Genomic DNA, 22294 nt, shown 5'->3' with positions numbered 1-22294 from the left:
AAGGCCCCGCAAGTGCGAGGCCTTTTCAATGTTTTGAAATTGGATTTAGCTTTCAGACAGGCTAAGCGCCACGAAGCGTGGATCACCGGAACGGCGTACGAGAAGGAGCAAGGATTTACGCCCTGCTTCACGTGCCGCGTCGATTTGCTTGTTTAAATCATCGATGCTTTCCAGCTTCTGCTGACCCGCCTCAGTGATCAGATCACCAGCGCGCAGTCCTTTTTCGAAGGCCTTGCTTGTCTCATCAACGTCCTGAACGACAAGACCGCTCGCGCCGGATGCCAGTTCTAACTGCTCACGCAACTCGTCCGTGATTTCTGACACTGTCAAACCAAGGATATCAGACTGAACAGGTTCTTCAGGTTCAGCAGGCTGAGATGCAGGGACTGCGTTTTCAGCTTCTTCGCGGCGACCCAAAGTTACTTTGAGCGTTTCTGTCTTGCCATCTCGGAATACGATGACGCGCACCGCTTTACCAACCTGCGTATTGCCAACAGTTTTCACCAAAGAACGTGTGTCTTCTACGTCTTTACCATCAAAACTCATGATGACATCACCGGCTTTGATACCTGCCTCTGCCGACGGACCCTCTGGCACGTCAGTAACCAAAGCACCGGCTGCTTTTTCCAAGCCAATCGCTTCTGCAACATCATCGGTTACGTCTTGGATACGCACACCAAGCCAGCCGCGACGCGTTTCACCGAACTCTTTTAGTTGATCGACAACACGCACCACCACATTGGATGCCATGGAAAAACCGATACCAATGGAACCGCCGTTCGGGGAAAGGATTGCAGTGTTCACACCGATTACATCACCGTCCATGTTGAACAAAGGACCACCAGAGTTGCCACGGTTAATCGCAGCGTCGGTCTGGATGTAGTCATCGTAAGATCCGCTCAAAGCGCGGTTGCGCGCGGAAACGATACCCGCAGAAACGGAGAAACCCTGACCAAGTGGGTTGCCCATGGCCATGACCCAGTCCCCTACGCGCGATACGTCACTGTCGCCAAAGCTCACGAAAGACAGCGGCGTTTCTGCCTCCACCTTCAATAGGGCGATATCTGTGTTGGGATCAGTGCCGATAACCGTTGCTGGCAATTCCATGCCTTCAAAAAATTCGATCAGGATTTCATCAGCGCCTTCAATGACGTGATTGTTGGTGACAACAAAACCGTCTTCCGAAATCACGAAACCAGAGCCAAGCGCTGAGGAACGACGCGGACGATCACCGCCGTTGCCGCCGCGATTACGATCTTGAAACTCGCGAAAGAAATCTTCGAATGGGGATCCTTCCGGGACAACGCCACGCGGCGCAGTGTTGCGAGCGACGGTTGTGGATGTCGTGATATTCACCACCGCCGGACTGATCTTTTCAGCCAAATCAGCAAAGCTTTCGGGAGCGCCACGCGCGGCAGCGCTGAGTGTTTGTAATAAGAGCAACGCAACGCTAAGCCCCATCGCCAGCGCCCATGAAAGCGCTTTGCGGTTTTCGCGTTGTGTGTCCTGTGAGAGGGCAATTGCCTGAGACATTTTAGAAAGACCTCCTTATTTGGTCCGAGCCTGTGCCAGATCAGTCGGTGACGCTGGCTTTTGTACTCACCATCTATCTAGGTAGCTTTCTGTGCAACGCAAATCTCGTTTCAGTGTTTCAAGCGTATGTGAAGATTAAGTGAACGATTCAGGCGAAAACGACAAAAATGTTTCAGACCGCCCCGATTGCGCGCGCGGCAAGCAAAAAGCACACACCAAGGACAAGCACTAAAAAACCAAAAGTGCGGCGCATCTCCAGCGAGAGATTTTTCAAGGCTTCAAGGAGATCTTCGACAAGCGAAGGGGCCAGTGTGTACACCAGCCCCTCAATGATCAAGACCAAACCGATTGCCAATAAGATGTTGGCAAACATATGTTTATTCCGATTTCTGGTCAGACTTCAGGTAGTTGAAGAAGTCGCTATCTGGCGACAGAACCATCGTCGAGTTGTTGCCTTGCAGCGCGCCGCGATAAGCCTCAAGCGAGCGGTAGAATTCAAAGAACTCTTGATCCGCACCATACGCGTTCGCAAAAATTGCGTTACGCTCGGCATCCGCTTCACCTCGTGTGATTTCGCTGTCGCGACGTGCATCAGAAACGATCTCTACCTGAGTACGATCCGCCAAAGCACGCACACGCTGTGCAGCCTCGTTACCACGCGCGATTTCGTCCGCCGCTTCCCGCTCTCGCTCTGCTCGCATGCGTGCGAATGTGGATTCAAGGTTCTCCGAAGGAAGGTCCGTCCGCTTCAAACGCACGTCGATCACTTCAAGGCCAAGTCCACGCGCTTCTGCAATCGCACCATTACGGATACGTAACATAAGCGCAGCACGGTCTGTGCTCAGAATATCGTTGGACGTAACAGAACCCAGAATTTCACGAGTTTGTGCACGCAAAATACTATCGAGACGATTCTCAGCGACAGGAATGCCGCCCACACCAACAGCTTGACGGAACTGATTTACGTCCGCAATCCGGTAGCGTGCAAAAGCGTCAACGACCAAACGACGATCATCGAGCGGCGTCACTTCGAGCGGGTCGATATCACGGCTCAAGATACGGTCATCGTAGCGCACAACCTCTTGAAGCAGTGGGATTTTAAACGCCAATCCCGGCTCTTCCTTAATGTCCACAACACGACCAAATTGAAGCACGAGGGCTTTTTCACGTTCGTCCACGATAAAGATCGAAGACAACAAACCTGCGATCGCAATCACGACAATCGGCAGCAAATAAGTAGTTTTACGCATTAGTTGCTCCCCGCTGTGTTTTTACGCAGCTCGTTGAGCGGCAGATACGGCACGACACCTTGGCCGCCATCACCGTTTTCGTCCAAGATAATCTTGTCCACGCGACCCAGAACCTCTTCCATCGTTTCAAGATAGAGACGCTTACGCGTAACTTCTGGCGCTTTTTCATACTCAGCAAGAACCGCCGTGAAACGTGACGCCTCACCCGTTGCTTCGTTCACAACGCGAGCGCGGTAGCCTTCGGCCTCTTCCAAGACCTGAGCGGCTTCACCACGTGCCTCGGCGACAATACGGTTTGCATACGCATCCGCTTGCTTTTCAAGGCGGTCGCGTTCCTGCTCAGCTGCTTGAACGGAACGGAACGAGTCGATGACCTGTTGGGGTGGGTCGGCTTTGTCGAAGTTTACACGCACGACGTTCATACCAGAGTCGTAGCTATCAAGCGTGCTCTGGATCAAATCATCCAAGCGTTCCGAAATGCTCGCACGGTCTCTGTTGAGGATCGGCGCAAGCTCGGATTGAGCGATGATCTCACGCATCGCGGATTCGGATACAGCCCGGATAGTCATTTGTGGATCGCGCAGGTTGAACAAGAATTTCGCTGGGTCATTGATGTTCCAAACAACTTGGAAATCGATGTCCACGATGTTTTCGTCGCCTGTCAGCATCAAACCAGCTTCAGAGCCACGTGCACCCACACCGATGTCTTCCGTCTGCTCTCGTGTCACTGGAATGACTTCAGCAGTGACCAGAGGCCAAGGCGCGAAGTTCAGACCAGGATTACCAATCGCGGAGAATTCACCAAGGAACAGTTCAACGGACTGTTCTTCTGGCTTGACCGTATAAAAGCTGGCCATGCCCCAAAGCACAACCGCCGCAACGACACCAAGTCCAACAGTTCCACGGGTAAACGCGGGTCCACCAGAGTCGCCGCCACCAGAGCCGTTCACGCCATTGCCGCCACCGCGACCGCCCATTAGGACGCGCAATTGCTCTTGGCCTTTTTTCATCAGCTCGTCGATTTCGGGAATCTGTGGTCCGTCCCCTTCGGGACGACGTCCGCCACCATTATTGCCGGAACCGCGATTGTCATCGCCTGATCCGTTATTTCCACCGCCACCCCATGGGCCGCCGTTGTTACCAGCCATTTAAGCTTTTCCCCTTAGTTAAGTCTGTTGGGCCTACCTATGCCAAGTAAAGTGGTCAGGTTTGCCAAATTTTCAACCCGTACGGGTTGGTGTTTTCATCGTTACCAATTCTTCTGACATTGTCGGGTGCACTGCGACAGTGCGGTCAAAGTCTTCTTTTGTTGCGCCCATCTTCACTGCGATACCTGCAAGCTGGATCAATTCACCTGCGCCAGGCGCGACAATGTGACAGCCCAAAACCTTTCGATTTTCGCTCGATACGATCAACTTCATCAGCACTTTTTCCGCGCGCCCTGCAAAACTCTGCTGCATCGGTTTGAACGACGCTGAATACACCTCAATCGGGCCCAACGCTTTTGCCTCTTCTTCCGAGAGGCCGACAGTGCCCATTTCAGGCTGCGTAAAGATAGCTGTTGGGATCAATTCGTGATCAGGCTTCGTAGGGTTGCCTTTGAAAACCGTTTCGACAAACGCCATACCTTCGCGAATTGCGACAGGCGTTAGGTTTGCACGATCCGTGACGTCCCCTACCGCGTAGATCGAAGGAACACCCGTCTGACTGTAATCGTCGACGACAATTTCGCCCTTGCGGCCCAGCGCAACGCCCACGTCCTCTAGACCGAGGTCATCCGAATTAGGAGCGCGGCCCGTCGCAAACATCACTTGACCGAAGGTGCGCTCGATCCCGTTGGTATCTTTGACCCAAAACCCGGCATCCTCACGGCGCATTTCAGCGACATTTGTGTTCAGCTCAAGCTTCACACCTTTTTCCACCATCTCTTCGGCTACGACTGTGCGCGCTTCATTGTCAAAACCGCGCAAAATCTGATCACCACGATAGAATTGCGTCGTTTCAACACCCATTCCGTTCATAACACCTGCAAATTCAGAAGCGATATATCCACCGCCGACGATCAACATGGACTTGGGCAGCTCTTCGAGGTGGAAAATTTCGTTCGACGTGATCGCGTGTTCAGCGCCATCAATCGCGGGCTTTACTGGACGACCGCCGACAGCAATCAAGATATGCTTAGCCGTCTTGCGGGTGCCATCTGCCAACTCGATCGTATGTGGATCTGCGATGCGCGCACGAGAATCAAACGTCTCCACACCCGCGTTCTTCAGCAAATTACGGTAAATCCCCTCAAGACGATCCAGCTCCGCGTGCATCTTTGTCTGAAAGGCTTTCCAGTCAAAACCATTGTTGCTGACGTCCCAGCCATAGGCCTGCGCTTCATCTGCAAGCCCTGCATAGCCCGATGCAAACACCATAAGTTTCTTTGGGACGCATCCGCGAATAACGCATGTCCCGCCGTAGCGATCCTCCTCAGCGAGAGCGACTTTCGCCCCTGTGTCTTGCGCCGCGACACGCGCAGCGCGCACGCCGCCGGAGCCGCCACCAATCACGAATAAATCGTAGTCAAATGCCATTACTCAGTCCTTCATTCACGCTGACGCGCGTTTAATCCGCAAGATCTTTGAAAAGATTGTCACTTTCCACAAAATCAAGACGATCATGTTCAACCGTCCCCGTATTTATGTCGCGCACCTCAACCTTGCCATCCCCATGACCGATCACAACTGCGTCACAGATATCAATGAAAAGACCGTTCTCGACAACGCCCGGCATTTGATTGATCACCATCGCCAATTGCCGTGGATTTCCAATCCGTTTGAGATTGAGATCAAGGATATGATTGCCCTCATCCGTGATAAACGGAGCATCTCCATTCATGCGTAGGCTAATGTCGCGGCCAAGCACGTCCATGGAGACAAGCGTTTCTTCCACCAACGCACGCGTCGTTTGCCACCCGAATGGAATGACCTCAATCGGCAAAGGAAACGCACCAAGCGTTTCAACCTCTTTACTGGCGTCCGTGATGACGATCATCTGATCTGAAGCTGTGGCTACTATCTTTTCTTGCAGGTGCGCGCCGCCGCCGCCTTTGATCAAGTTCAAATCGCCGTCGAATTCGTCCGCGCCATCAATCGTAATATCCAGCCAACGCGCTTCGTCCAAGGAGATAACTTCAATCCCGACTTCCCGCGCCAAAACGGCTGTGCGCGTTGACGTAGGGACGCCGCGAATGCGTAAACCATCGTCACGCACCATTTCACCAAGGCATCGTACAAGCCAAGCAGCGGTCGAACCAGTGCCAAGACCAACTCGCATACCATCCTCGACGAACGCAGCAGCACGTTTGGCCGCGACAAATTTCGCCTTATCAATCGGGGATAATTCTCCACTCATGTTTTCATCACTCCTTGGCAGCTTAGGACCTTATACGCATAGCTTGGGCGGGGCGCGAGAGCGGAATGTCGCTTTTCAACGTCGCAAGCACACTAAGATCGCGTAAAAGAAAGGTATGAAGGAAAACTATAAACTCCACTACGCGCCCGATAACGCTTCTATGATCGTCCGCATTGCGCTTGAGATGATCGGCGCGCCCTATGATCTGGAGTTGGTTGATCGCCGTCAATCACAACAGCGCTCTCCAAAATATCTCTCGCTCAACCCTTTGGGTATGATTCCAGCGCTGCAAACCCATGATGGGGTGCTCTTTGAAACTGGCGCAATCCTGCTTTGGCTTGCGGATCGACACGGCGGTGTTTTTCCAGCGCAAAACGATGTAGCGCGGGCTGATGGGCTAAAATGGCTTTTCTTTCTATCAAACTCACTCCACGCGAATTTGCGGCAAATGTTCTATCCTGAAAAATTTATCGCACCTGAACATGCGGACGCGCTTCGCAGCGGGCTTGCCCAGCGCATTCGCCACGACTTTGCACAGCTTGAATGCTTGGTTCCCGACACAAGCTGCGTCGTTTTCGATGACTCCGCCCCAAGCATACTGGATATATATGTGCGTGCTTGTCTGCGTTGGGCACAGCTTTATCCCAGCGCGTATTCTAAGGACTGGGTCGAGGTTCAACATTATCCCAACCTGTTAATTTTGGCGAAACGCTTGCAAGCTCACCCTGCAGTAAAAGTCGTGCAGCGCGAAGAGGGGCTTGGCCCAACACCTTTTACGCAACCCACTTATGCAAATCCAATGATAGGCAGTGCCACATAATGTTCCTTTCCGTCTTCGACATGTTCAAAGTGGGCATCGGCCCGTCTTCTTCACACACTATGGGACCGATGGTTGCAGCCGCTCGCTTCCTTGATGCTTTGCGCGCCTCTCCTTTTGAATTTCACGGATTGCGCGCATCACTGCACGGCTCTTTGGCCTTCACGGGTGTCGGCCATGCCACAGACCGCGCCACGGTGTTAGGGCTCGCAGGATTTATGCCCGAAACCTACGACGCAGCAAAAGCCGATGAAGCAATGGCGCAGATTGTGAAAACCAAAACAGTGACCCCCGAGGGGCTTGGCACTCTGGTCTTTGATCCGTCAAATGATCTGAAATTCGACTTTGGACCTAATTTGCCCGGCCATGCAAATGGCATGATTTTGATGGCAACCGACGCACAGGGCGACATTACGTTTCAGGAAACCTATTACTCCATCGGTGGCGGTTTTGTGATGACGGCCGATGAATTGGCGCAAGGTAAGGACACCGATGAAGGTGCTCCAGTCCCCTACCCGTTCAAATCTGCAGCAGAAATGCTGGAAATGGCCAACATAGCCGGCAAGAGCATTGCCCAGATGAAACGCGCTAACGAAATTTCACGTGGAGGAACGGAAAACCTGCGCGCTGGCACGGCGCGAATATGGCAAGTGATGAATGATTGCATTGATCGCGGCATGACACACGAAGGTATTCTACCCGGTGGATTAAACGTGCGCCGTCGCGCGAAAGGCATTCATGACGCCCTTATGGCAGAACGCGGGATGAACCTGACTGCGCCGCATACGATCAACGACTGGATGAGCCTTTATGCCATGGCCGTCAACGAAGAGAACGCGGCAGGTGGCCAAGTTGTGACTGCTCCGACAAATGGCGCCGCGGGCGTCGTACCTGCCACCATTCGCTACTACCTTGACCATGTGCCCGGCGCATCTGAAAGCAAAGTTGAAGAATTTTTGCTAACGGCGGCTGCGATCGGTGGTTTGGTAAAGTTCAACGCCTCGATCTCTGGTGCGGAAGCTGGATGCCAAGCGGAAGTCGGCAGCGCCGCTGCGATGGCGGCTGCGGGCCTCTGTGCAGTCTTGGGCGGAACTGTCGAACAAGTGGAAAACGCCGCCGAAATCGCGTTAGAGCATCACTTGGGAATGACATGTGATCCGGTCAAAGGATTGGTGCAAGTGCCTTGTATCGAGCGCAATGGCCTTGGCGCAATCAAAGCGGTGAGCGCGGCATCCTTGGCGCTGCGTGGTGATGGACAACATTTGGTACCACTTGACGCATGCATTGAAACCATGCGCCAAACGGGTGTGGATATGAGCGAAAAGTACAAAGAAACCTCTCTCGGGGGCTTGGCCGTCAATATTCCAAACTGTTGAGCAATAGTTTCACTAAAGTTTACCGCGACAATTGCTATCCCTTGATACGCGGCTTAGCCTTATCACATGACAGCTGATCGTCCCCTTCTGGGCATCTTCTTGATGCTTGGTTTTTGCCTAATGGCCCCTTTGGGCGATGCACTGGCAAAGATCATTGGTCAGACCGTTCCGCTTGGTATCCTCTTGCTGGCGCGCTTTGCGATGCAAGCCCTGCTGCTTTTTCCGCTTATTGCGCTAACCAATCGCGCATTTCGATTTAAAGGGCGTATTTTGCGGCTCGCTTGGCTGCGCACGGTTCTGCATATCATCGGGATCGCCGCAATGTTTACGGCGCTGCGCTACCTGCCGCTGGCTGACGCGGTGGCAATTGCGTTTGTTATGCCTTTCTTGATGCTTATCCTTGGCCACTACGTGCTTGGCGAGGAAATCGGCGCACGACGGATCATCGCTTGCGCGGTCGGCTTTATTGGCACCTTGCTGGTGATCCAGCCTGCCTTTGAAAACGTGGGATGGCCTGCCCTGCTCCCGCTGATCGTGGCCGTTGTCTTTTCACTTTTTATGCTCGTAACGCGGCAGATCGCCAAAGAAACCGATCCTATTAGTCTGCAAGGGGTAAATGGTGTCATGGCGGTCGTCCTACTTTTGCCGATCCTGTTGATCTTTAGCCAAACTGACATTGCGATCTTTGAACTCAAAGCGCCCCAGCCAAGTGAGGTCGCGATGCTCCTTGCAATCGGTGTGATCGGCACATTGGCTCACCTCCTCATGACTTGGTCACTGCGATACGCACCCTCTGCAACCCTCGCGCCGATGCAATATCTGGAAATACCGTTTGCAACCTTTATTGGCTGGCTCGTATTTGCCGAACTACCCAATACGCTCGCATCTTTAGGAATCGCGATCACAATTTCCGCAGGGCTTTACATTGTCATCCGCGAGCGGGCCACGAGCCGGGTTGCGCCACAAGTGCCTTAACGACCGTTTCAAAGCACTCCGCTGGTAAAATGCACAACAACGCTGGCGCATTTGTTTTCAATGATATCGCGCCATCCGCCACGTTTGACGTGCCAATCTTTTCACCCGGAGCGAAATCAAGACTGTTGAATGACCACTGTAGACCAGACGCTTGGACATTTACTGGCCCGAGCGGAAACAGTGACACGGGCGTTCCCGCGCTTAAATTCAGCTCGAGCTGTGGCGGACATAAAAACACCACCTCCTGCGAGCCAAGCAAAACACAACGCTGATCCGCAAACTGCATAAGTCCGTGGAATGCCGCCAGTTGATGATCCAAACGGCCACCCAGAAATCCAAGCCCAACGATCAAAGGGCTTTCAATGCGCAACAGGCATTTCTCGAAATCGGTGCTGTCTTGTTCTTCGATCTGATGAATAACAGTTTTTGGTAAAATCGCCTTCAAATTGCCAGAAAGCGAATCCATATCACCGATGACGGCGTCGGGCACCTTGCCTGCGTGCATAATATGCGCAGCGCCACCATCCGCTGCGACCAAAGTCGGAGCTTCAACAATTGCGCGTTCCAACTGCTGACTTTCAACAGCAGCGCCGCCCACAAGTGTAATAGGTTCCAATTTGCAGACAATTTTAGCAATCACGTCAGATTATCACCTCAGAACGAAACAGATCACATTTGGAACACGAAATGATACGCTTAGAAACACAGATTCGGGCCGCTTTGGTCGCCACCGCGTAGTTATTAGTCACCCTGACACGAAGTAAAGCGAGTAGATCATGGTAAATTCGAGCAAAGTACTCACGGTTTCCTACGGCACATTCTCCTGCACCTTGGAGGGGTTTGACGATTCGTTCGATACGATGAAAGCCATCGCCGAGTATTTCAGAGACCTTGCCGCGGATGATAGATATTTCGGCGCAGAGCCTCCCACCCCTGATGCTGACATGCTCGCTCGGATTGCGGAGCGCGAAGTTTCACGCCGCGTAGAAGCGCACAGAGACGGTGACAAATTCGTCCTGCGCACGGCTGCACCATTCGCTCAGTTAGAAACACCAGAAAACGCTGACGCAATCACTTCGTCTGAAGACGCAGAGAAACAGGCAAAAGCCGCTGCTGAATTAGAGCAGTCACGTCTTGCCGAAGTCGCTGAGCAAGAGGCGCGCGCGCAGGAAGAACAACTCGCGAAGGAAGCCGAAGAGCGGACACAAGCCCGTGCGGCACGCCGTGCACGCATTGCTGAAGCAAAGGCCAAAGCAGAAGCTGAGGCGAAAGAGGAAGCCGAGGCTCAGCAAAAAGCTGAAGAAGAGAAGAAAGCCGCCGCGCAAAAGCAAAGCGACGAAGAAGCGGCTGCCAAAGCGGCGCAAGTTGCACAAAAGGAAAAAGCCGAAGCAGAACGCCATGCAGAAGCAAAGCGTTTGGCTGATTCGGAAGCGGAGCGTGTTGCAGCGGAACGCAAAGCTAAAATTGAAGCTGATCGCTTAGAAGCAGAACGCAAAGCAAAGATCGAAGCAGAGCGCGCAGAAGCGGAACGCAAAGCAAAGAACGAAGCAGAGCGTATCGCGCAAGCTGAACGAGACGCCGCGGCAGAACGCGAAGATCAGGCAGAAGCCGAGCGCGCGCAGAAAGCCGCAAAAGAAGCGGCTATGCTGGCAGAGCAATCAAAGCATGATCAAGCAGAGCCCGACTCAGTTGCAGCAAAGCTAGCGCGTATCCGTGCGGTCGTTGGCCAGCCAGCAACACCGCCTGCCGCGCCAGCCTATTCGGAGGACGAGCACGCAGATGACATCATGCAGGGCCAACCTGGTGATACAGATCTTGAAGATATTCTTGATCTTGAAGATGCACCTGATGATCAAAGCGCTAACGACAGGATCGTTGATGATGCGCCGCAATCTGACGCAAACGTCGCTATTTCCAATGTGATGTCCAAGCTCAACACAGAAACGTCTAGTGCCACTCTTCCCGACTTCGATGCGGATCTGGATGAAGATCTAGATGCTGAATTGGATGCCGACCCAGAGGAAAGCAAAAGCACACCAGTAGCTGAAACAACTGTCGCAGATACGCCCAAAGCACCAATCCGCGCTCGCGTTATCAAGATGAAGCGCGAAGAGTTTGAAGCAGCGATTGCAAGCGGCGATATCGAGGAAGAGCTCGACGACCTCGACACAGAGCAGGCGCAAACCGACGTGCCTGTGCAAGACAGCAGCTTGTCACGCGATGATGAAGACGAACTCGCCCGTGAACTCGCCGCAGTTGAGGCGGAGCTCGCCGGCGCAGCAGTGGTTGCAGAGCCAGCGCAGCAAGACATCGCAACAGAGCAATTAGAACCGCTTGAACTTACAAACGCGATCGAAACACCTGTTGCGCCCACTTCAAGCGTCAATATTCGTGGCGTTGATGATCTTGTCGCAGAACCGGATGCTGAGATGGACCGCCTCATGGATCAAACCAGCTCTGAGCTGAATGAACCTGATGGCAAAAAACGTCGCAATGCGCTCGGTCACCTGCGCGCGGCTGTCGCTTCTGCTCGTGCAGACAAACGCTCCAGCCCGCAAGCTAGCTCTGTCGATGAAACGCAAAGCTACCGCGATGATTTGCAAAGTGCGGTGCAGCCGCGTAGACCTGTGCGTCGCCTAGGCGGTGATGATACTGCTGCCTCGGCAGCGCGCCCACCATTGAAATTGGTAGAAGAGCAACGCGTTGACACAGCGCAAGCCGACCCTGTCGCTGCGTCAACAGAAGCGTCTGTTCAAGTCGCACGGCCTGTACGCCCACGTCGTATCAAAGCGGGCGAAACCCAAGCTGCTGCACCGCAGGATATCGCCTCCGAAGTTGCCCCAGAAGGCGGTACCTTTAACGAGTTCGCAGAAGAGTTGGGTGCAACAGAGCTTCCTGACTTGCTCGAAGCCGCAGCCGCATATCTCGCTTATGTTGAAGGCCTCGATCAATTCTCGCGCCCGCAGCTGATGACAAAAGTACGCATGGTTCAGGAAGATAATTTCTCGCGTGAAGACGGACTGCGTTCCTTCGGACAGCTCCTGCGCCAAGGCAAAATCGAAAAAATTGCAGGCGGTCGCTTCACAGTTTCTGATCGTATCAGCTTTAAACCAGACACGCGCGCCGTCAGTTAATCCTGACGCAAAGCGTATTTAGACGGCGGCCTTCTGCTTGGGGCCGCCGTTTTTTATGGTAGTTCGATCTCAGTCTTGCTCTGGCGCGTCAGGATCGGCTTGACCAACACCCATAAAGACCTTCTTGAATGGAAAAATCCAAATCACGCCCAAGACCACATATATCCCAAACTCGATCCAGATTGGCGGACGCCCTGTAAATTGAAACAACAGAGCCACGCCCGCAATCGCGAACAAGATATAGAGCGGCATGCCAATCAGCAAGATTACAAGGGCCCAGCGCCTGCGAGCTTTATATGAAAGTGCCATTAGTCCTCAAACGGGTCAGTGACGAGGATCGTGTCCTCTCGTTCCGGTGAGGTAGAAACTAGGGCTGCCGGGCAATCAATCAACTCTTCAATGCGGCGCACGTATTTGATCGCATTCGCAGGCAGATCCGCCCAAGAGCGCGCGCCCTCTGTGCTCTCGGACCAACCCGGCATCTCTTCGTAGATTGGCGTGCAGCGCGCTTGGTGATCTGCCGCAGTGGGTAAATAATCAATCTGTTCACCGTCTAGCATATAGCCCGTGCAGATTTTCAAAGTCTCGAACCCGTCCAAAACATCGAGCTTGGTCAAAGAAATCCCGGTCACGCCTGATGTGGCACAAGTTTGGCGCACCAATGCCGCGTCAAACCAACCGCAGCGACGCTTGCGTCCGGTGGTCGTGCCAAATTCATGACCGCGTTCGCCCAATCGCTGGCCATCTGCATCCTCTAGCTCTGTCGGGAACGGCCCCTCGCCCACACGGGTCGTGTAGGCTTTTACAATTCCGAGCACATAATCAATAGAGCCAGGCCCAACACCAACACCTGTTGCCGCTTGTCCCGCAATCACATTGGACGAGGTCACAAAGGGATAGGTCCCAAAATCAATATCCAAAAGCGCGCCCTGCGCCCCTTCAAACAAAATCCGCTGACCCTTTTTCTTGCGCTCATTCAGAACTTTCCAAACAGGCGCTGCATACTCCAAAATCTTCGGCGCAATCTCTTTGAGCATTGCAATCAATGCATCACGATCAACCGCCTCAATCCCCAGACCTTTGCGAAGCGGATCATGGTGCTGCAAGGCGCGGTCAACGCGTGCTTCCAATGTTGCCTCATCGGCCAAATCAGCCACGCGCACAGAACGGCGACCGACTTTATCCTCATAGGCCGGCCCAATGCCGCGCCCTGTGGTGCCGATCTTCGTCCCTTTTGAAGATGCCTCTTCACGCGCGCGATCTAACTCACCATGGATCGGCAGGATCAGCGGCGTGTTCTCAGCGATCATCAGAGTTTCTGGCGTAATGCTCACGCCTTGGGCACGGATGGTCTCGATCTCTTTCAGCAAGTGCCAGGGGTCCAGAACCACGCCATTGCCAATCACAGAGAGCTTACCGCCACGTACAACACCTGACGGAAGCGCGTGCAATTTGTACACCTCGCCATCAACGACCAGCGTATGCCCCGCATTATGCCCCCCTTGGAAACGTGCGACGATGTCGGCGCGCTCGCTCAACCAATCGACAATCTTGCCTTTTCCTTCGTCGCCCCATTGAGCGCCAACAACAACCACGTTCGCCATGCTTTTAGACCTTTTTCATTACGTCAAACCCGCGCCCGTATAGAGCGGGCATCTGATAAGCGAAACACCTATTTCACGGCATCACCTCCGAAATGCACCACAGCACCGCTTCATTTTTCCAAATAAACTCATCTGAAACCTCAAAGCGTACAAACACTGGACTTAAAGCGCTCCATCGGCAAAAACCTAAATGTAGTTAGGAGCGCCCCTTATGATCCGCATCGCCATTCGCTGGCTCATCGCCTTCATCTTGCTTGCTGCGACCTATAATCCGACACCCTTCAATTGGGTCCGTTGGTCGCTTAGCAACTACTCCGAGCAACTCCCACTGATTGTTCTAAGCGGTCTGATTCTGCTCATTGGCTACATAATCTTCCTGCGCGCCACGCTACGCTCCATTGGCGCTTTCGGCATGGCATTGGTCCTTGCACTCGTCGCAGCCCTTCTTTGGGTGCTTTACGATTTTGGCTGGCTCAGCTTGGAAAACCAAGCCGCCAACCTCTGGCTTGGCCTCATTGGTCTCAGCCTCGTACTCGGTGTTGGGCTAAGTTGGTCTCACATTCGTCGTGCGATTTCGGGGCAAACGGATATGGATGACGTTGATGAGTAAGCAACATGATTTCACCGCCACTTTGAAATGGACGGGCAATCAAGGTAGCGGAACCTCAAACTATCGCGCCTATACACGTGATTGGACGCTGCAAAGCCACGGCAAGCCAGCAATCGCCTGCTCCAATGATCCGCTTCTGGGCGGCAACGCTGCGCTTTATAACCCTGAGGATATGCTCATTGCTGCGCTTAGCTCTTGCCATATGCTTTGGTTTTTACACTTGGCATCAGACGCGGGCATCATCGTCCAATCTTATGAAGACACACCCGTCGGAACCGGTGAGAGCCTGCCCGATGGGACAGGCCGATTTATTCGCGTAGAGCTGCATCCAAAAATTGGCCTCGCACCAAACAGTGACCGCGCTTTGGCGGATGAAGTTCACGCGCGCATTCACAATCACTGCTTCATTGCCCGATCAGTCAATTTTCCAGTCTCTGTCACAGCAACATACTTTGATGTGACTTCGCCTGATTGACGGGTTGCACGGGCGGCTATGATTGCCTAGATAGCACGCTGTACCACTAACGCGCAGGCACCCATGGAAAACGTCGTTCTGATCATTCACCTCCTTTTGGCTTTGGCTTTGATCGGCGTCGTTTTGATGCAACGCTCCGAAGGGGGCGGCCTTGGCATGGGCGGCGGTGGCGGCGGTGGCGGGGCAATGTCTGGCCGTGCAGCTGCGACAGCGCTTGGCAAAGTCACATGGATCTTGGCGATTGCGTTCATCTGTACGTCAATCACCCTGACAATCATTGCTGCGCAGAAATCTGCGGGAAGCTCGGTTCTGGATCGTTTAGGCGATGCGCCTGCTCCGGCCAGCGAAACGGCACCTGCGGGCCTTGGCGAGGGCGACAGCCTTCTCCCCCCAAGCGTAGATGACAACGCGCCGCTGGTTCCGCGCGCAGACTAACGCACTCAGCACATACCTTACTATGGTTTGATACTGCACAGCTTGCCGCAACATCATGTAGCGGTTGGCTTGCGAATCTCATTCGAATCCTTTATCGCTCAAATCCCGTGAGTATCGGTATTTTTGGGATATTGATCACTTGGAAATTGACCATTCTCGCAGCCTGAACGGCGCAGTTTGGTCCTCACGGGAGGCGCGAGCCAGATGGCCAGATTTATTTTCATCACAGGCGGTGTCGTCTCTTCCCTTGGTAAAGGTCTCGCCTCTGCGGCGCTTGGCTCTTTATTGCAAGCGCGTGGCTATTCTGTACGCCTGCGCAAGCTTGACCCCTACCTTAATGTTGATCCCGGCACGATGAGCCCGTTTGAACACGGCGAAGTGTTCGTCACCGACGATGGCGCGGAAACAGATCTCGACCTTGGTCACTACGAACGCTTCACCGGCGTTCCCGCACGCAAAACCGATTCCATTTCTTCGGGTCGCATTTATACAAACGTGCTCAACAAAGAGCGTCGCGGCGATTATCTTGGCAAAACCATCCAAGTCATTCCTCACGTAACAAACGAAATCAAGGATTTCATCGCGATTGGTGAGGACGAAGTCGATTTCATGCTGTGCGAAATTGGCGGAACCGTAGGTGATATCGAGGGCCTACCATTCTTCGAGGCTATTCGCCAATTCAGCCACGATCGTCCGCGCGGACAGTGCATTTACATGCACCTCACATTGCTTCCTTATCTTGCCGCTTCGGGCGAGCTGAAGACAAAACCGACGCAACACTCTGTCAAAGAAATGCAAAGCATCGGCCTCGCGCCAGATATCCTTGTGTGTCGTTCTGAACATCCGATCCCCGAAAAAGAACGTGAGAAAATCGCACTCTTTTGTAACGTGCGCAAAGAAAGCGTCGTCGCAGCATATGATCTCAAATCTATCTATGAAGCGCCCCTCGCCTATCATGCCCAAGGGCTTGACCAAGCGGTTCTGGACGCTTTTGACATTAGTCCGGCCCCGCGACCTGATCTGTCGGTTTGGGAAGACGTTGCAGACCGTATTCACAACACAGACGGCGAAGTGAATGTCGCAATCGTTGGCAAATACACACAGCTAGAAGACGCTTATAAATCCATCAAAGAAGCTCTGACGCATGGTGGTATGGCCAACCGCGTCAAAGTGAATGTGTCTTGGGTCGATGCGGAAGTCTTCGATTCGACAGATGCCTCGCCTTATCTCGAGGGTTTCCATGCGATCCTAGTCCCCGGTGGTTTTGGTGAGCGCGGAACAGAAGGCAAAATCAAAGCGGCACAATATGCACGCGAAAACAATATTCCCTACTTAGGCATTTGTCTTGGCATGCAAATGGCCGTCATCGAAGCCGCGCGCAATGTCGCGGGTGTTTCGAGCGCTGGTTCCGAAGAATTTGATCACGAAGCTGGCAAAAAACGTTTTGAACCAGTTGTTTACCATCTCAAAGAATGGATCCAAGGCAATGCCAAAGTCAGCCGCAAAGCGGATGACGAAAAGGGCGGCACAATGCGTCTTGGTGCCTATGACGCCACCCTGAATGCCGGGTCCAAAGTCGCTGAAGTATACGGATCCACTGCAATTGAAGAGCGTCATCGCCACCGCTACGAGGTTGATATCGCTTACAAAGACAAGCTCGAAGCAGCTGGTTTGACCTTTTCTGGCATGTCCCCTGACGGCCGCTTGCCCGAGATTGTCGAATGGTCGGATCACCCTTGGTTCATCGGCGTGCAGTTCCACCCAGAACTAAAATCGAAACCCTTCGATCCGCACCCCTTGTTCAAAGACTTCGTGCGTGCAGCCAAAGAAAACTCCCGCCTCGTTTAAGCGTTTGCTGCGGGGCCTCTCGCAGCTTACTCCGCTCTTTGGCGAATTGCGTTTTCATGTTACACTCAAGAGATGCGCAGTTTCTTATCAACCCTCGCATTGCTGAGCATTGCCCCTTTCGCAGCCCACGCTGCCTGCGATCGCGAGGTGTGCTTGACTGATCCTGAAAGCCTGGTGTTTTCCAAACTCATCGACTTTGACGATGTCCTTGCGTCACTTGGTTTGGGATCGCGCCTAGACGAAATTCTCGTCCGAGACGGCGCAACCTTCGGCGAACGTTTTGCTGGCCAATCACGCCTGGCGGACGGTGACTTTGATGTGATCACTGGCAAACCTCAACTGCCCCTCACAGTGCTTGATGGCGGCGAAGGCCAAACGCTCGGTGCAATGCATGTGCGTGGTTCTATCGTCATTCACGGCCACGGCCCCCGCGTTTATCCAAAAGTAGAGGCGGTCGGCGAAGGCGCAATCGCTGTGCTTTTTGAGCGCGATCAACCCGCACTTGCCTTTGATATCGCCGGTGGAGAACAAGGGTATGCCAAGATCCAGTTCATTCGCCGCGATGGCGCTGACATCGACACTGTAACCTTTGGCCCGTTGGCAGAGCAAAGCTACGCCTTTACGCGCAAGTTGATGCAGCCTGACATCGCAGGCTTTATTTTGCTCAACACTGACCCCCAAGGCATCGCAGTCGACAATTTGCGCTTTGAAGGCTTCGATCTGATGGGGTAACCTGCCCCGAATAACAGGGAGCACTACGCATGCCAAAAGGCTATTGGATCGGCCACGTCACGATTGATGACGTCGAAACTTACAAACTTTACCAACAAGTAAACGCTGCCCCATTCAAGGAGTACGGGGCAAAGTTTTTGGTGCGTGGCGGGGCACAAGAAGTCCGTGAAGGTACGATGCGCCCCCGCAGCGTCGTTTTAGAATTCCCAAGCATAGAGGCGGCATACGCCTGTTATGAAAGCGACGCCTATCAAGGTGCTAAGGCCATTCGTGATGCCGTCAGCGCTGGCGATCTTGTCATAGTCGAAGGGTATGATCCCGCATGAGCGTCCTTGATCGCCTGACCGCACTGTTCACGAGCCCTGTTCAGGTTGAGGCAAAACCACTTCCTGCGACAGATGTGCCCCATGCGCTTGGCGCGCTTCTGGTCCGGGTTGCCCTGTCAGACAAGCAATATGCGGTGCAAGAAATTGGCCAAATTGATCGCGTACTTGCCAAATTTCAGGATATTGGCCCAATCGAGGCGGCCAAATTGCGCGCTGAATGTGAACGTCTCGAAGCTTTTGCGCCAGACACGCCTGATTTTGCTTTTCTACTGTGTAGAAGTGTCGATTACGATGATCGCCTGTCCATCGTTAAGGCGCTTTGGCAGGTGGTTTACGCTGATGGCGCATTGCGCGAAGTGGAAGCAGACGTGATGGATGTTACGCAATCCCAGCTTGGCATTCGCCCCGAAGATTGCGCGGCCGCGCAGGCAGAGGCGCAAACCCAAGCCGCAATTGTGAACAGTTCAAACCTTTCCTCTTAGTATCAAGGCCCCTATATCCCTCCTATGTTTGCTGAATTTCTCAAAAGGCTGACCCAGCCTGAGCCCGATCCCCTTGATGACGGCGATGCCCGTCTTGCTCTGACTGCTCTTTTGGTGCGTGTTGCGCGTTCTGATGGCGATTATGCACAATCTGAACGTCATCAAATCGAAAGCGTCGCGACCACGCGCTATGCCCTTGATAAAGCAGGCGTTATTGCGTTGATGAAAGACGCTGAAGAGCTGGAACAACAAGCCCCTGACACCGTGCGGTTTACCCGTGCGATCAAAGACGCCGTTCCGTATGAAGAACGTCTTGGCGTGATTGAAGCACTTTGGTCAATCGTTCTTGCAGACGGCGTACGTGAACAAGAAGAGGACGCGCTGCTTCGTCTTATCGCCAATCTTCTTGGTGTAAATGATGTGGACAGTGCCCAAGCACGCCAACGCGTCGCAGCGGCTAAAAGTTAGGCTTACCTTTCGTAAAGGCACTTAATTTAAGCATTGGGAATTGCAAACAAGCCTCTTTGCGCTCAGATGTAGGGGGTTCACAGATTAAGGATACCCATTGAGCGCGTCAGATACAGTCATTGAGTTGCGAGACCTTCACAAAGCTTACGGCGATCTTGAGGTTATTAAAGGCGTGTCCATTGCAGCAAAACGTGGCGATGTCGTCTCGCTTATTGGCTCATCAGGCTCTGGCAAATCGACATTATTGCGATGCGCGAACCTTCTTGAGGACAGCCAACAAGGCGACGTTGAGTTCAAAGGCGAGCCTGTCAAATGGGCAGGCAGCGGTCACAATCGTCGCCCAAGCGATGGTGCGCAAGTGATCCGCATCCGCACGAATCTCTCGATGGTGTTCCAACAGTTTAACCTATGGTCACACATGACGATCTTGCAAAATGTGATGGAAGCGCCTGTCACAGTGCTAGGCCGCGACAAAGCCGATGTTGAAAAAGCCGCACGCGGCTACCTCGAAAAGGTTGGTATTGGCGATAAATGTGACGTCTTTCCAGCGCAGTTGTCTGGTGGTCAACAACAACGTGCAGCGATCGCGCGAGCGCTCTGTATGGAGCCAGAAGCGCTCTTGTTTGACGAACCCACCTCTGCGCTCGATCCCGAGCTGGAACAGGAAGTGATTAAAGTCATCAAAGACCTCGCTGCAGAGGGGCGCACGATGCTTATCGTCACACATGATATGAAATTGGCCGCAGATGTTTCGGATCACGTCGTGTTCCTGCACCAAGGCCTGATCGAAGAAGAAGGCGCGCCAGACACACTCTTTGGCGCACCCAAATCAACCCGCCTACAGCAGTTCTTATCCAGCACCGCTTAGGCGTTCACCACCGCTAACACACTCACTTAATGGGAGACTACACAATGAAAAACCTTATCCTCACAACTACAGCGCTTACCCTGGTTGCAGGCTTCGCCTTCGCAGACGGCCACGCCAAAACTGTCCGCCTTGGCACAGAGGGCGCATACCCTCCTTACAACTTCCTTAACGATGACGGCGAAGTAGACGGTTTTGAGCGCGAGCTTGGCGACGAACTATGCGTGCGCGCAGAGCTGACATGTGAATGGGTCACAAACGAGTGGGACAGCATCATCCCGAACCTCGTATCCGGTAACTACGATGTCATCATCGCAGGCATGTCCATCACAGCCGAGCGCGATGAAGTCATTGATTTCACTCAAAACTACACTCAGCCTGACCCATCTGGCTACATCGCACTCAGCATGGATGTTGACCTTGCAGGCGGCGTAATTGCAGCACAAACAGGCACGATCCAAGCGTCTCACATCGCCTCCACGGGTGCGACACTGGTTGAATTCGCAACACCAGAAGAAACAGTCGCAGCCGTTCGCAACGGCGAAGCGGATGCAGTTTTGGCCGACAAAACCTACCTCAAGCCGATCGCGGATGAAGATGCCAGCCTGATGCTGATCGAGCAAGAAGAGCTGCTTGGTGGCGGCATTGGTCTTGGCCTGCGCGAAAGCGACGGTGAGCTGAAAGAGAAGCTAGATGCAGCAATCGGCGCAATGAAAGCAGACGGTTCTTTGAACGCTTTGATCGAAAAGTGGGAAATCGGCAAAACGTTCTAAGCTGATCTAAAGACACGATTTATGCGGCGGCACTTGAACCCAAGTGCCGCCGTTTTCGTGTTCAACTGAAGCGCGATGGCCGATAAGGGGCGAGCCAACGCCCCGTTTCATTGCTGACACCGTTCAAAACCTCCTGCCCGATCAGCTCGCCCATCAACGCGCCTAGTGTAATCCCCGAATGCAGGCTCGCCGCATAAAGACCCGGTGCCACTTCTCCAACCCCGGGAAAACCATCCTTGGGCACTGGCCGATGTGCCATTTGCATCGTCGCCAATTCCAAGCCCGCATTGGGAAATAGCGCGCGCAAACGTGACATGGACCGCTGTGCCGCCGCTTCGGGATGAGCCTCTAGATCACTTGCTTGATCGCCTTGGTGTCCAATCGCAGCTGGCGTCATCAACGCACCGTTGGGCAACTGGCGTACTTCGCCAAAATCTGTTGCGAGCACATGATTAAGCCGCCATTCAACTGGCCTGCTTGTCAAAACCAACGCAGGACGATCGAGCATCGGCAAAGCAATATCCAGCGTTTTCAACAAAGCTTGCGTTCCTGTCCCTGCCGCCACAACGATATGATCAGCCTTAAAAATACCCTGCTCCGTTTTCACACCGCAAATGCGCCCTGCGCGTTCCGCAAACCCTTGCACACGAAAGCCACGCGCAACCTTGGCGCCATGCGCAATTGCGGCGTCCAAAAAGCGTTGCGCAATCAATGTCGGTTCTGCGACACCTTCCGCTGCAAAGCGAATGGCGCGCTCAGGAACCAGACCCAAAGCAGGTTCTAACCCGGCAATCGCCGCTTGATCCAAAATTTCACACGGATATCCCTGAGCTTTCAGCGCTTCAAATTGCGCTGTGAACGCTTCATCCGAATGCTCCCAACACAAACCAGCCGACCACCTGACGGGCACTTCCAAGCGTTTTTGCAAACGGTGATATGCGGCGATCCCTTCAATCCGCAGGGCATGATATTCGGGGTTTTCGAAGTAAGACGCGTTGATCCAGCCGAAACTTGCATCCGTTGCGCGCGGCAATCCTGCGTCAAGCACCAGCACATCAGCGCCTTGTGACGCCAGCTCGAATGCGATTGCCGCGCCGACAATACCAGCGCCGATCACGATCACCCTCAATTTGCCCACTTAACCCGCCTTTCCCATCACATATTTTGTCGTGCTAGATGCGTTTCCGACTTG

Annotated in this window: 24 protein-coding genes; 14 read left to right on the top strand and 10 right to left on the bottom strand. The window is 53.5% G+C overall.

Annotated elements, in window-relative coordinates; genetic code table 11:
* Positions 1–45: 45 nt before the first annotated feature.
* From ACTG3Z_RS00230 to rpiA, 6 genes are all read right to left on the bottom strand, one after another.
* Entirely contained in the window at positions 46–1533 is a 1488-nt protein-coding gene (locus ACTG3Z_RS00230; protein WP_439140657.1) for a Do family serine endopeptidase, read from the bottom strand.
* A gap of 172 nt (positions 1534–1705) precedes the next feature.
* The gene (locus tag ACTG3Z_RS00225) at positions 1706–1906 is read right to left on the bottom strand and encodes a DUF2065 domain-containing protein (protein ID WP_439140656.1); all 201 of its coding nucleotides are present in this window, start codon (positions 1904–1906) and stop codon (positions 1706–1708) included.
* A 4-nt stretch (positions 1907–1910) separates the two neighbouring features.
* A complete protein-coding gene (hflC, locus tag ACTG3Z_RS00220) occupies positions 1911–2783 on the bottom strand; it encodes a protease modulator HflC (protein WP_375266161.1) in 873 nt (290 codons plus the stop codon).
* Positions 2783–3931 (bottom strand): FtsH protease activity modulator HflK, encoded by a 1149-nt coding sequence (gene hflK / locus ACTG3Z_RS00215; protein WP_439140655.1) that lies wholly within the window; start codon positions 3929–3931, stop codon positions 2783–2785. The genes hflC and hflK overlap by 1 nt, the downstream gene beginning before the upstream one ends.
* Positions 3932–4003: 72 nt before the next feature.
* Positions 4004–5362 (bottom strand): glutathione-disulfide reductase, encoded by a 1359-nt coding sequence (gene gor / locus ACTG3Z_RS00210; RefSeq protein WP_439140654.1) that lies wholly within the window; start codon positions 5360–5362, stop codon positions 4004–4006.
* A 31-nt stretch (positions 5363–5393) separates the two neighbouring features.
* Positions 5394–6182 (bottom strand): ribose-5-phosphate isomerase RpiA, encoded by a 789-nt coding sequence (gene rpiA, locus ACTG3Z_RS00205; RefSeq protein ID WP_439140653.1) that lies wholly within the window; start codon positions 6180–6182, stop codon positions 5394–5396.
* Between the two features lie 115 nt (positions 6183–6297).
* Here rpiA and ACTG3Z_RS00200 point away from each other — a divergent pair, with 115 nt between their 5' ends.
* From ACTG3Z_RS00200 to ACTG3Z_RS00190, 3 genes are all read left to right on the top strand, one after another.
* A complete protein-coding gene (locus tag ACTG3Z_RS00200) occupies positions 6298–7002 on the top strand; it encodes a glutathione S-transferase family protein (protein ID WP_439140652.1) in 705 nt (234 codons plus the stop codon).
* Complete coding sequence (locus ACTG3Z_RS00195; protein WP_439140651.1) at positions 7002–8375, top strand: L-serine ammonia-lyase; 1374 nt, start codon at positions 7002–7004, stop codon at positions 8373–8375. Before ACTG3Z_RS00200 ends, ACTG3Z_RS00195 begins: the two co-directional genes overlap by 1 nt.
* Positions 8376–8441: 66 nt before the next feature.
* On the top strand, positions 8442–9350 hold the full coding sequence (locus tag ACTG3Z_RS00190) for a DMT family transporter (protein WP_439140650.1): 909 nt from the start codon (positions 8442–8444) through the stop codon (positions 9348–9350).
* On the opposite strand, the gene ACTG3Z_RS00185 is transcribed toward ACTG3Z_RS00190, so the two are convergent.
* Positions 9304–9990 (bottom strand): thiamine diphosphokinase, encoded by a 687-nt coding sequence (locus tag ACTG3Z_RS00185; protein WP_439140649.1) that lies wholly within the window; start codon positions 9988–9990, stop codon positions 9304–9306. The genes ACTG3Z_RS00190 and ACTG3Z_RS00185 overlap by 47 nt on opposite strands.
* Positions 9991–10126: 136 nt before the next feature.
* Between ACTG3Z_RS00185 and ACTG3Z_RS00180 the strand changes: the two genes are divergently transcribed.
* Complete coding sequence (locus tag ACTG3Z_RS00180) at positions 10127–12484, top strand: hypothetical protein (protein ID WP_439140648.1); 2358 nt, start codon at positions 10127–10129, stop codon at positions 12482–12484.
* Between the two features lie 69 nt (positions 12485–12553).
* Here the strand turns inward: ACTG3Z_RS00180 and ACTG3Z_RS00175 are convergent, their stop codons facing one another.
* Complete coding sequence (locus tag ACTG3Z_RS00175) at positions 12554–12793, bottom strand: DUF2842 domain-containing protein (RefSeq protein ID WP_439140647.1); 240 nt, start codon at positions 12791–12793, stop codon at positions 12554–12556.
* On the bottom strand, positions 12793–14088 hold the full coding sequence (locus tag ACTG3Z_RS00170; protein WP_439140646.1) for an adenylosuccinate synthase: 1296 nt from the start codon (positions 14086–14088) through the stop codon (positions 12793–12795). Before ACTG3Z_RS00170 ends, ACTG3Z_RS00175 begins: the two co-directional genes overlap by 1 nt.
* 211 nt (positions 14089–14299) lie before the next feature.
* On the opposite strand from ACTG3Z_RS00170, the gene ACTG3Z_RS00165 reads away from it, so the two are divergent.
* From ACTG3Z_RS00165 to ACTG3Z_RS00120, 10 genes are all read left to right on the top strand, one after another.
* Positions 14300–14698, top strand: a complete 399-nt coding sequence (locus ACTG3Z_RS00165) for a DUF6524 family protein (RefSeq protein ID WP_439140645.1) — start codon at positions 14300–14302, stop codon at positions 14696–14698.
* Positions 14691–15173: an OsmC family protein gene (locus ACTG3Z_RS00160; RefSeq protein ID WP_439140644.1), complete on the top strand. Its 483-nt coding sequence runs from the start codon at positions 14691–14693 to the stop codon at positions 15171–15173. Before ACTG3Z_RS00165 ends, ACTG3Z_RS00160 begins: the two co-directional genes overlap by 8 nt.
* A gap of 63 nt (positions 15174–15236) precedes the next feature.
* Positions 15237–15608, top strand: coding sequence for a preprotein translocase subunit SecG (gene secG, locus ACTG3Z_RS00155; protein WP_375266147.1), 372 nt, complete (start codon positions 15237–15239; stop codon positions 15606–15608).
* Positions 15609–15812: 204 nt separating this feature from the next.
* On the top strand, positions 15813–17456 hold the full coding sequence (locus tag ACTG3Z_RS00150; RefSeq protein WP_439140642.1) for a CTP synthase: 1644 nt from the start codon (positions 15813–15815) through the stop codon (positions 17454–17456).
* 153 nt (positions 17457–17609) lie between these two features.
* Complete coding sequence (locus ACTG3Z_RS00145; protein WP_439140641.1) at positions 17610–18188, top strand: hypothetical protein; 579 nt, start codon at positions 17610–17612, stop codon at positions 18186–18188.
* A gap of 29 nt (positions 18189–18217) precedes the next feature.
* Entirely contained in the window at positions 18218–18514 is a 297-nt protein-coding gene (locus ACTG3Z_RS00140; RefSeq protein ID WP_439140640.1) for a DUF1330 domain-containing protein, read from the top strand.
* Entirely contained in the window at positions 18511–18996 is a 486-nt protein-coding gene (locus ACTG3Z_RS00135; RefSeq protein ID WP_439140639.1) for a TerB family tellurite resistance protein, read from the top strand. The genes ACTG3Z_RS00140 and ACTG3Z_RS00135 overlap by 4 nt, the downstream gene beginning before the upstream one ends.
* Positions 18997–19020: 24 nt before the next feature.
* Positions 19021–19464: a TerB family tellurite resistance protein gene (locus ACTG3Z_RS00130; RefSeq protein ID WP_439140638.1), complete on the top strand. Its 444-nt coding sequence runs from the start codon at positions 19021–19023 to the stop codon at positions 19462–19464.
* 97 nt (positions 19465–19561) lie between these two features.
* Complete coding sequence (locus ACTG3Z_RS00125) at positions 19562–20332, top strand: ABC transporter ATP-binding protein (protein ID WP_439140637.1); 771 nt, start codon at positions 19562–19564, stop codon at positions 20330–20332.
* Between the two features lie 44 nt (positions 20333–20376).
* On the top strand, positions 20377–21102 hold the full coding sequence (locus tag ACTG3Z_RS00120; protein WP_439140636.1) for a transporter substrate-binding domain-containing protein: 726 nt from the start codon (positions 20377–20379) through the stop codon (positions 21100–21102).
* A 61-nt stretch (positions 21103–21163) separates the two neighbouring features.
* On the opposite strand, the gene ACTG3Z_RS00115 is transcribed toward ACTG3Z_RS00120, so the two are convergent.
* Positions 21164–22240 carry an NAD(P)/FAD-dependent oxidoreductase gene (locus ACTG3Z_RS00115; RefSeq protein WP_439140635.1) on the bottom strand — a complete coding sequence of 359 codons (1077 nt, stop codon included), beginning with the start codon at positions 22238–22240 and terminating at the stop codon, positions 21164–21166.
* Positions 22241–22294 lie beyond the last annotated feature (54 nt).

This window comes from Planktotalea sp. (genome assembly GCF_965659345.1).
Taxonomy (GTDB): Bacteria; Pseudomonadota; Alphaproteobacteria; order Rhodobacterales; family Rhodobacteraceae; genus Planktotalea.
The sequence above is the reverse complement of the archived record's forward strand: the minus strand, read 5'-3'. Positions and strand labels throughout refer to the sequence as shown.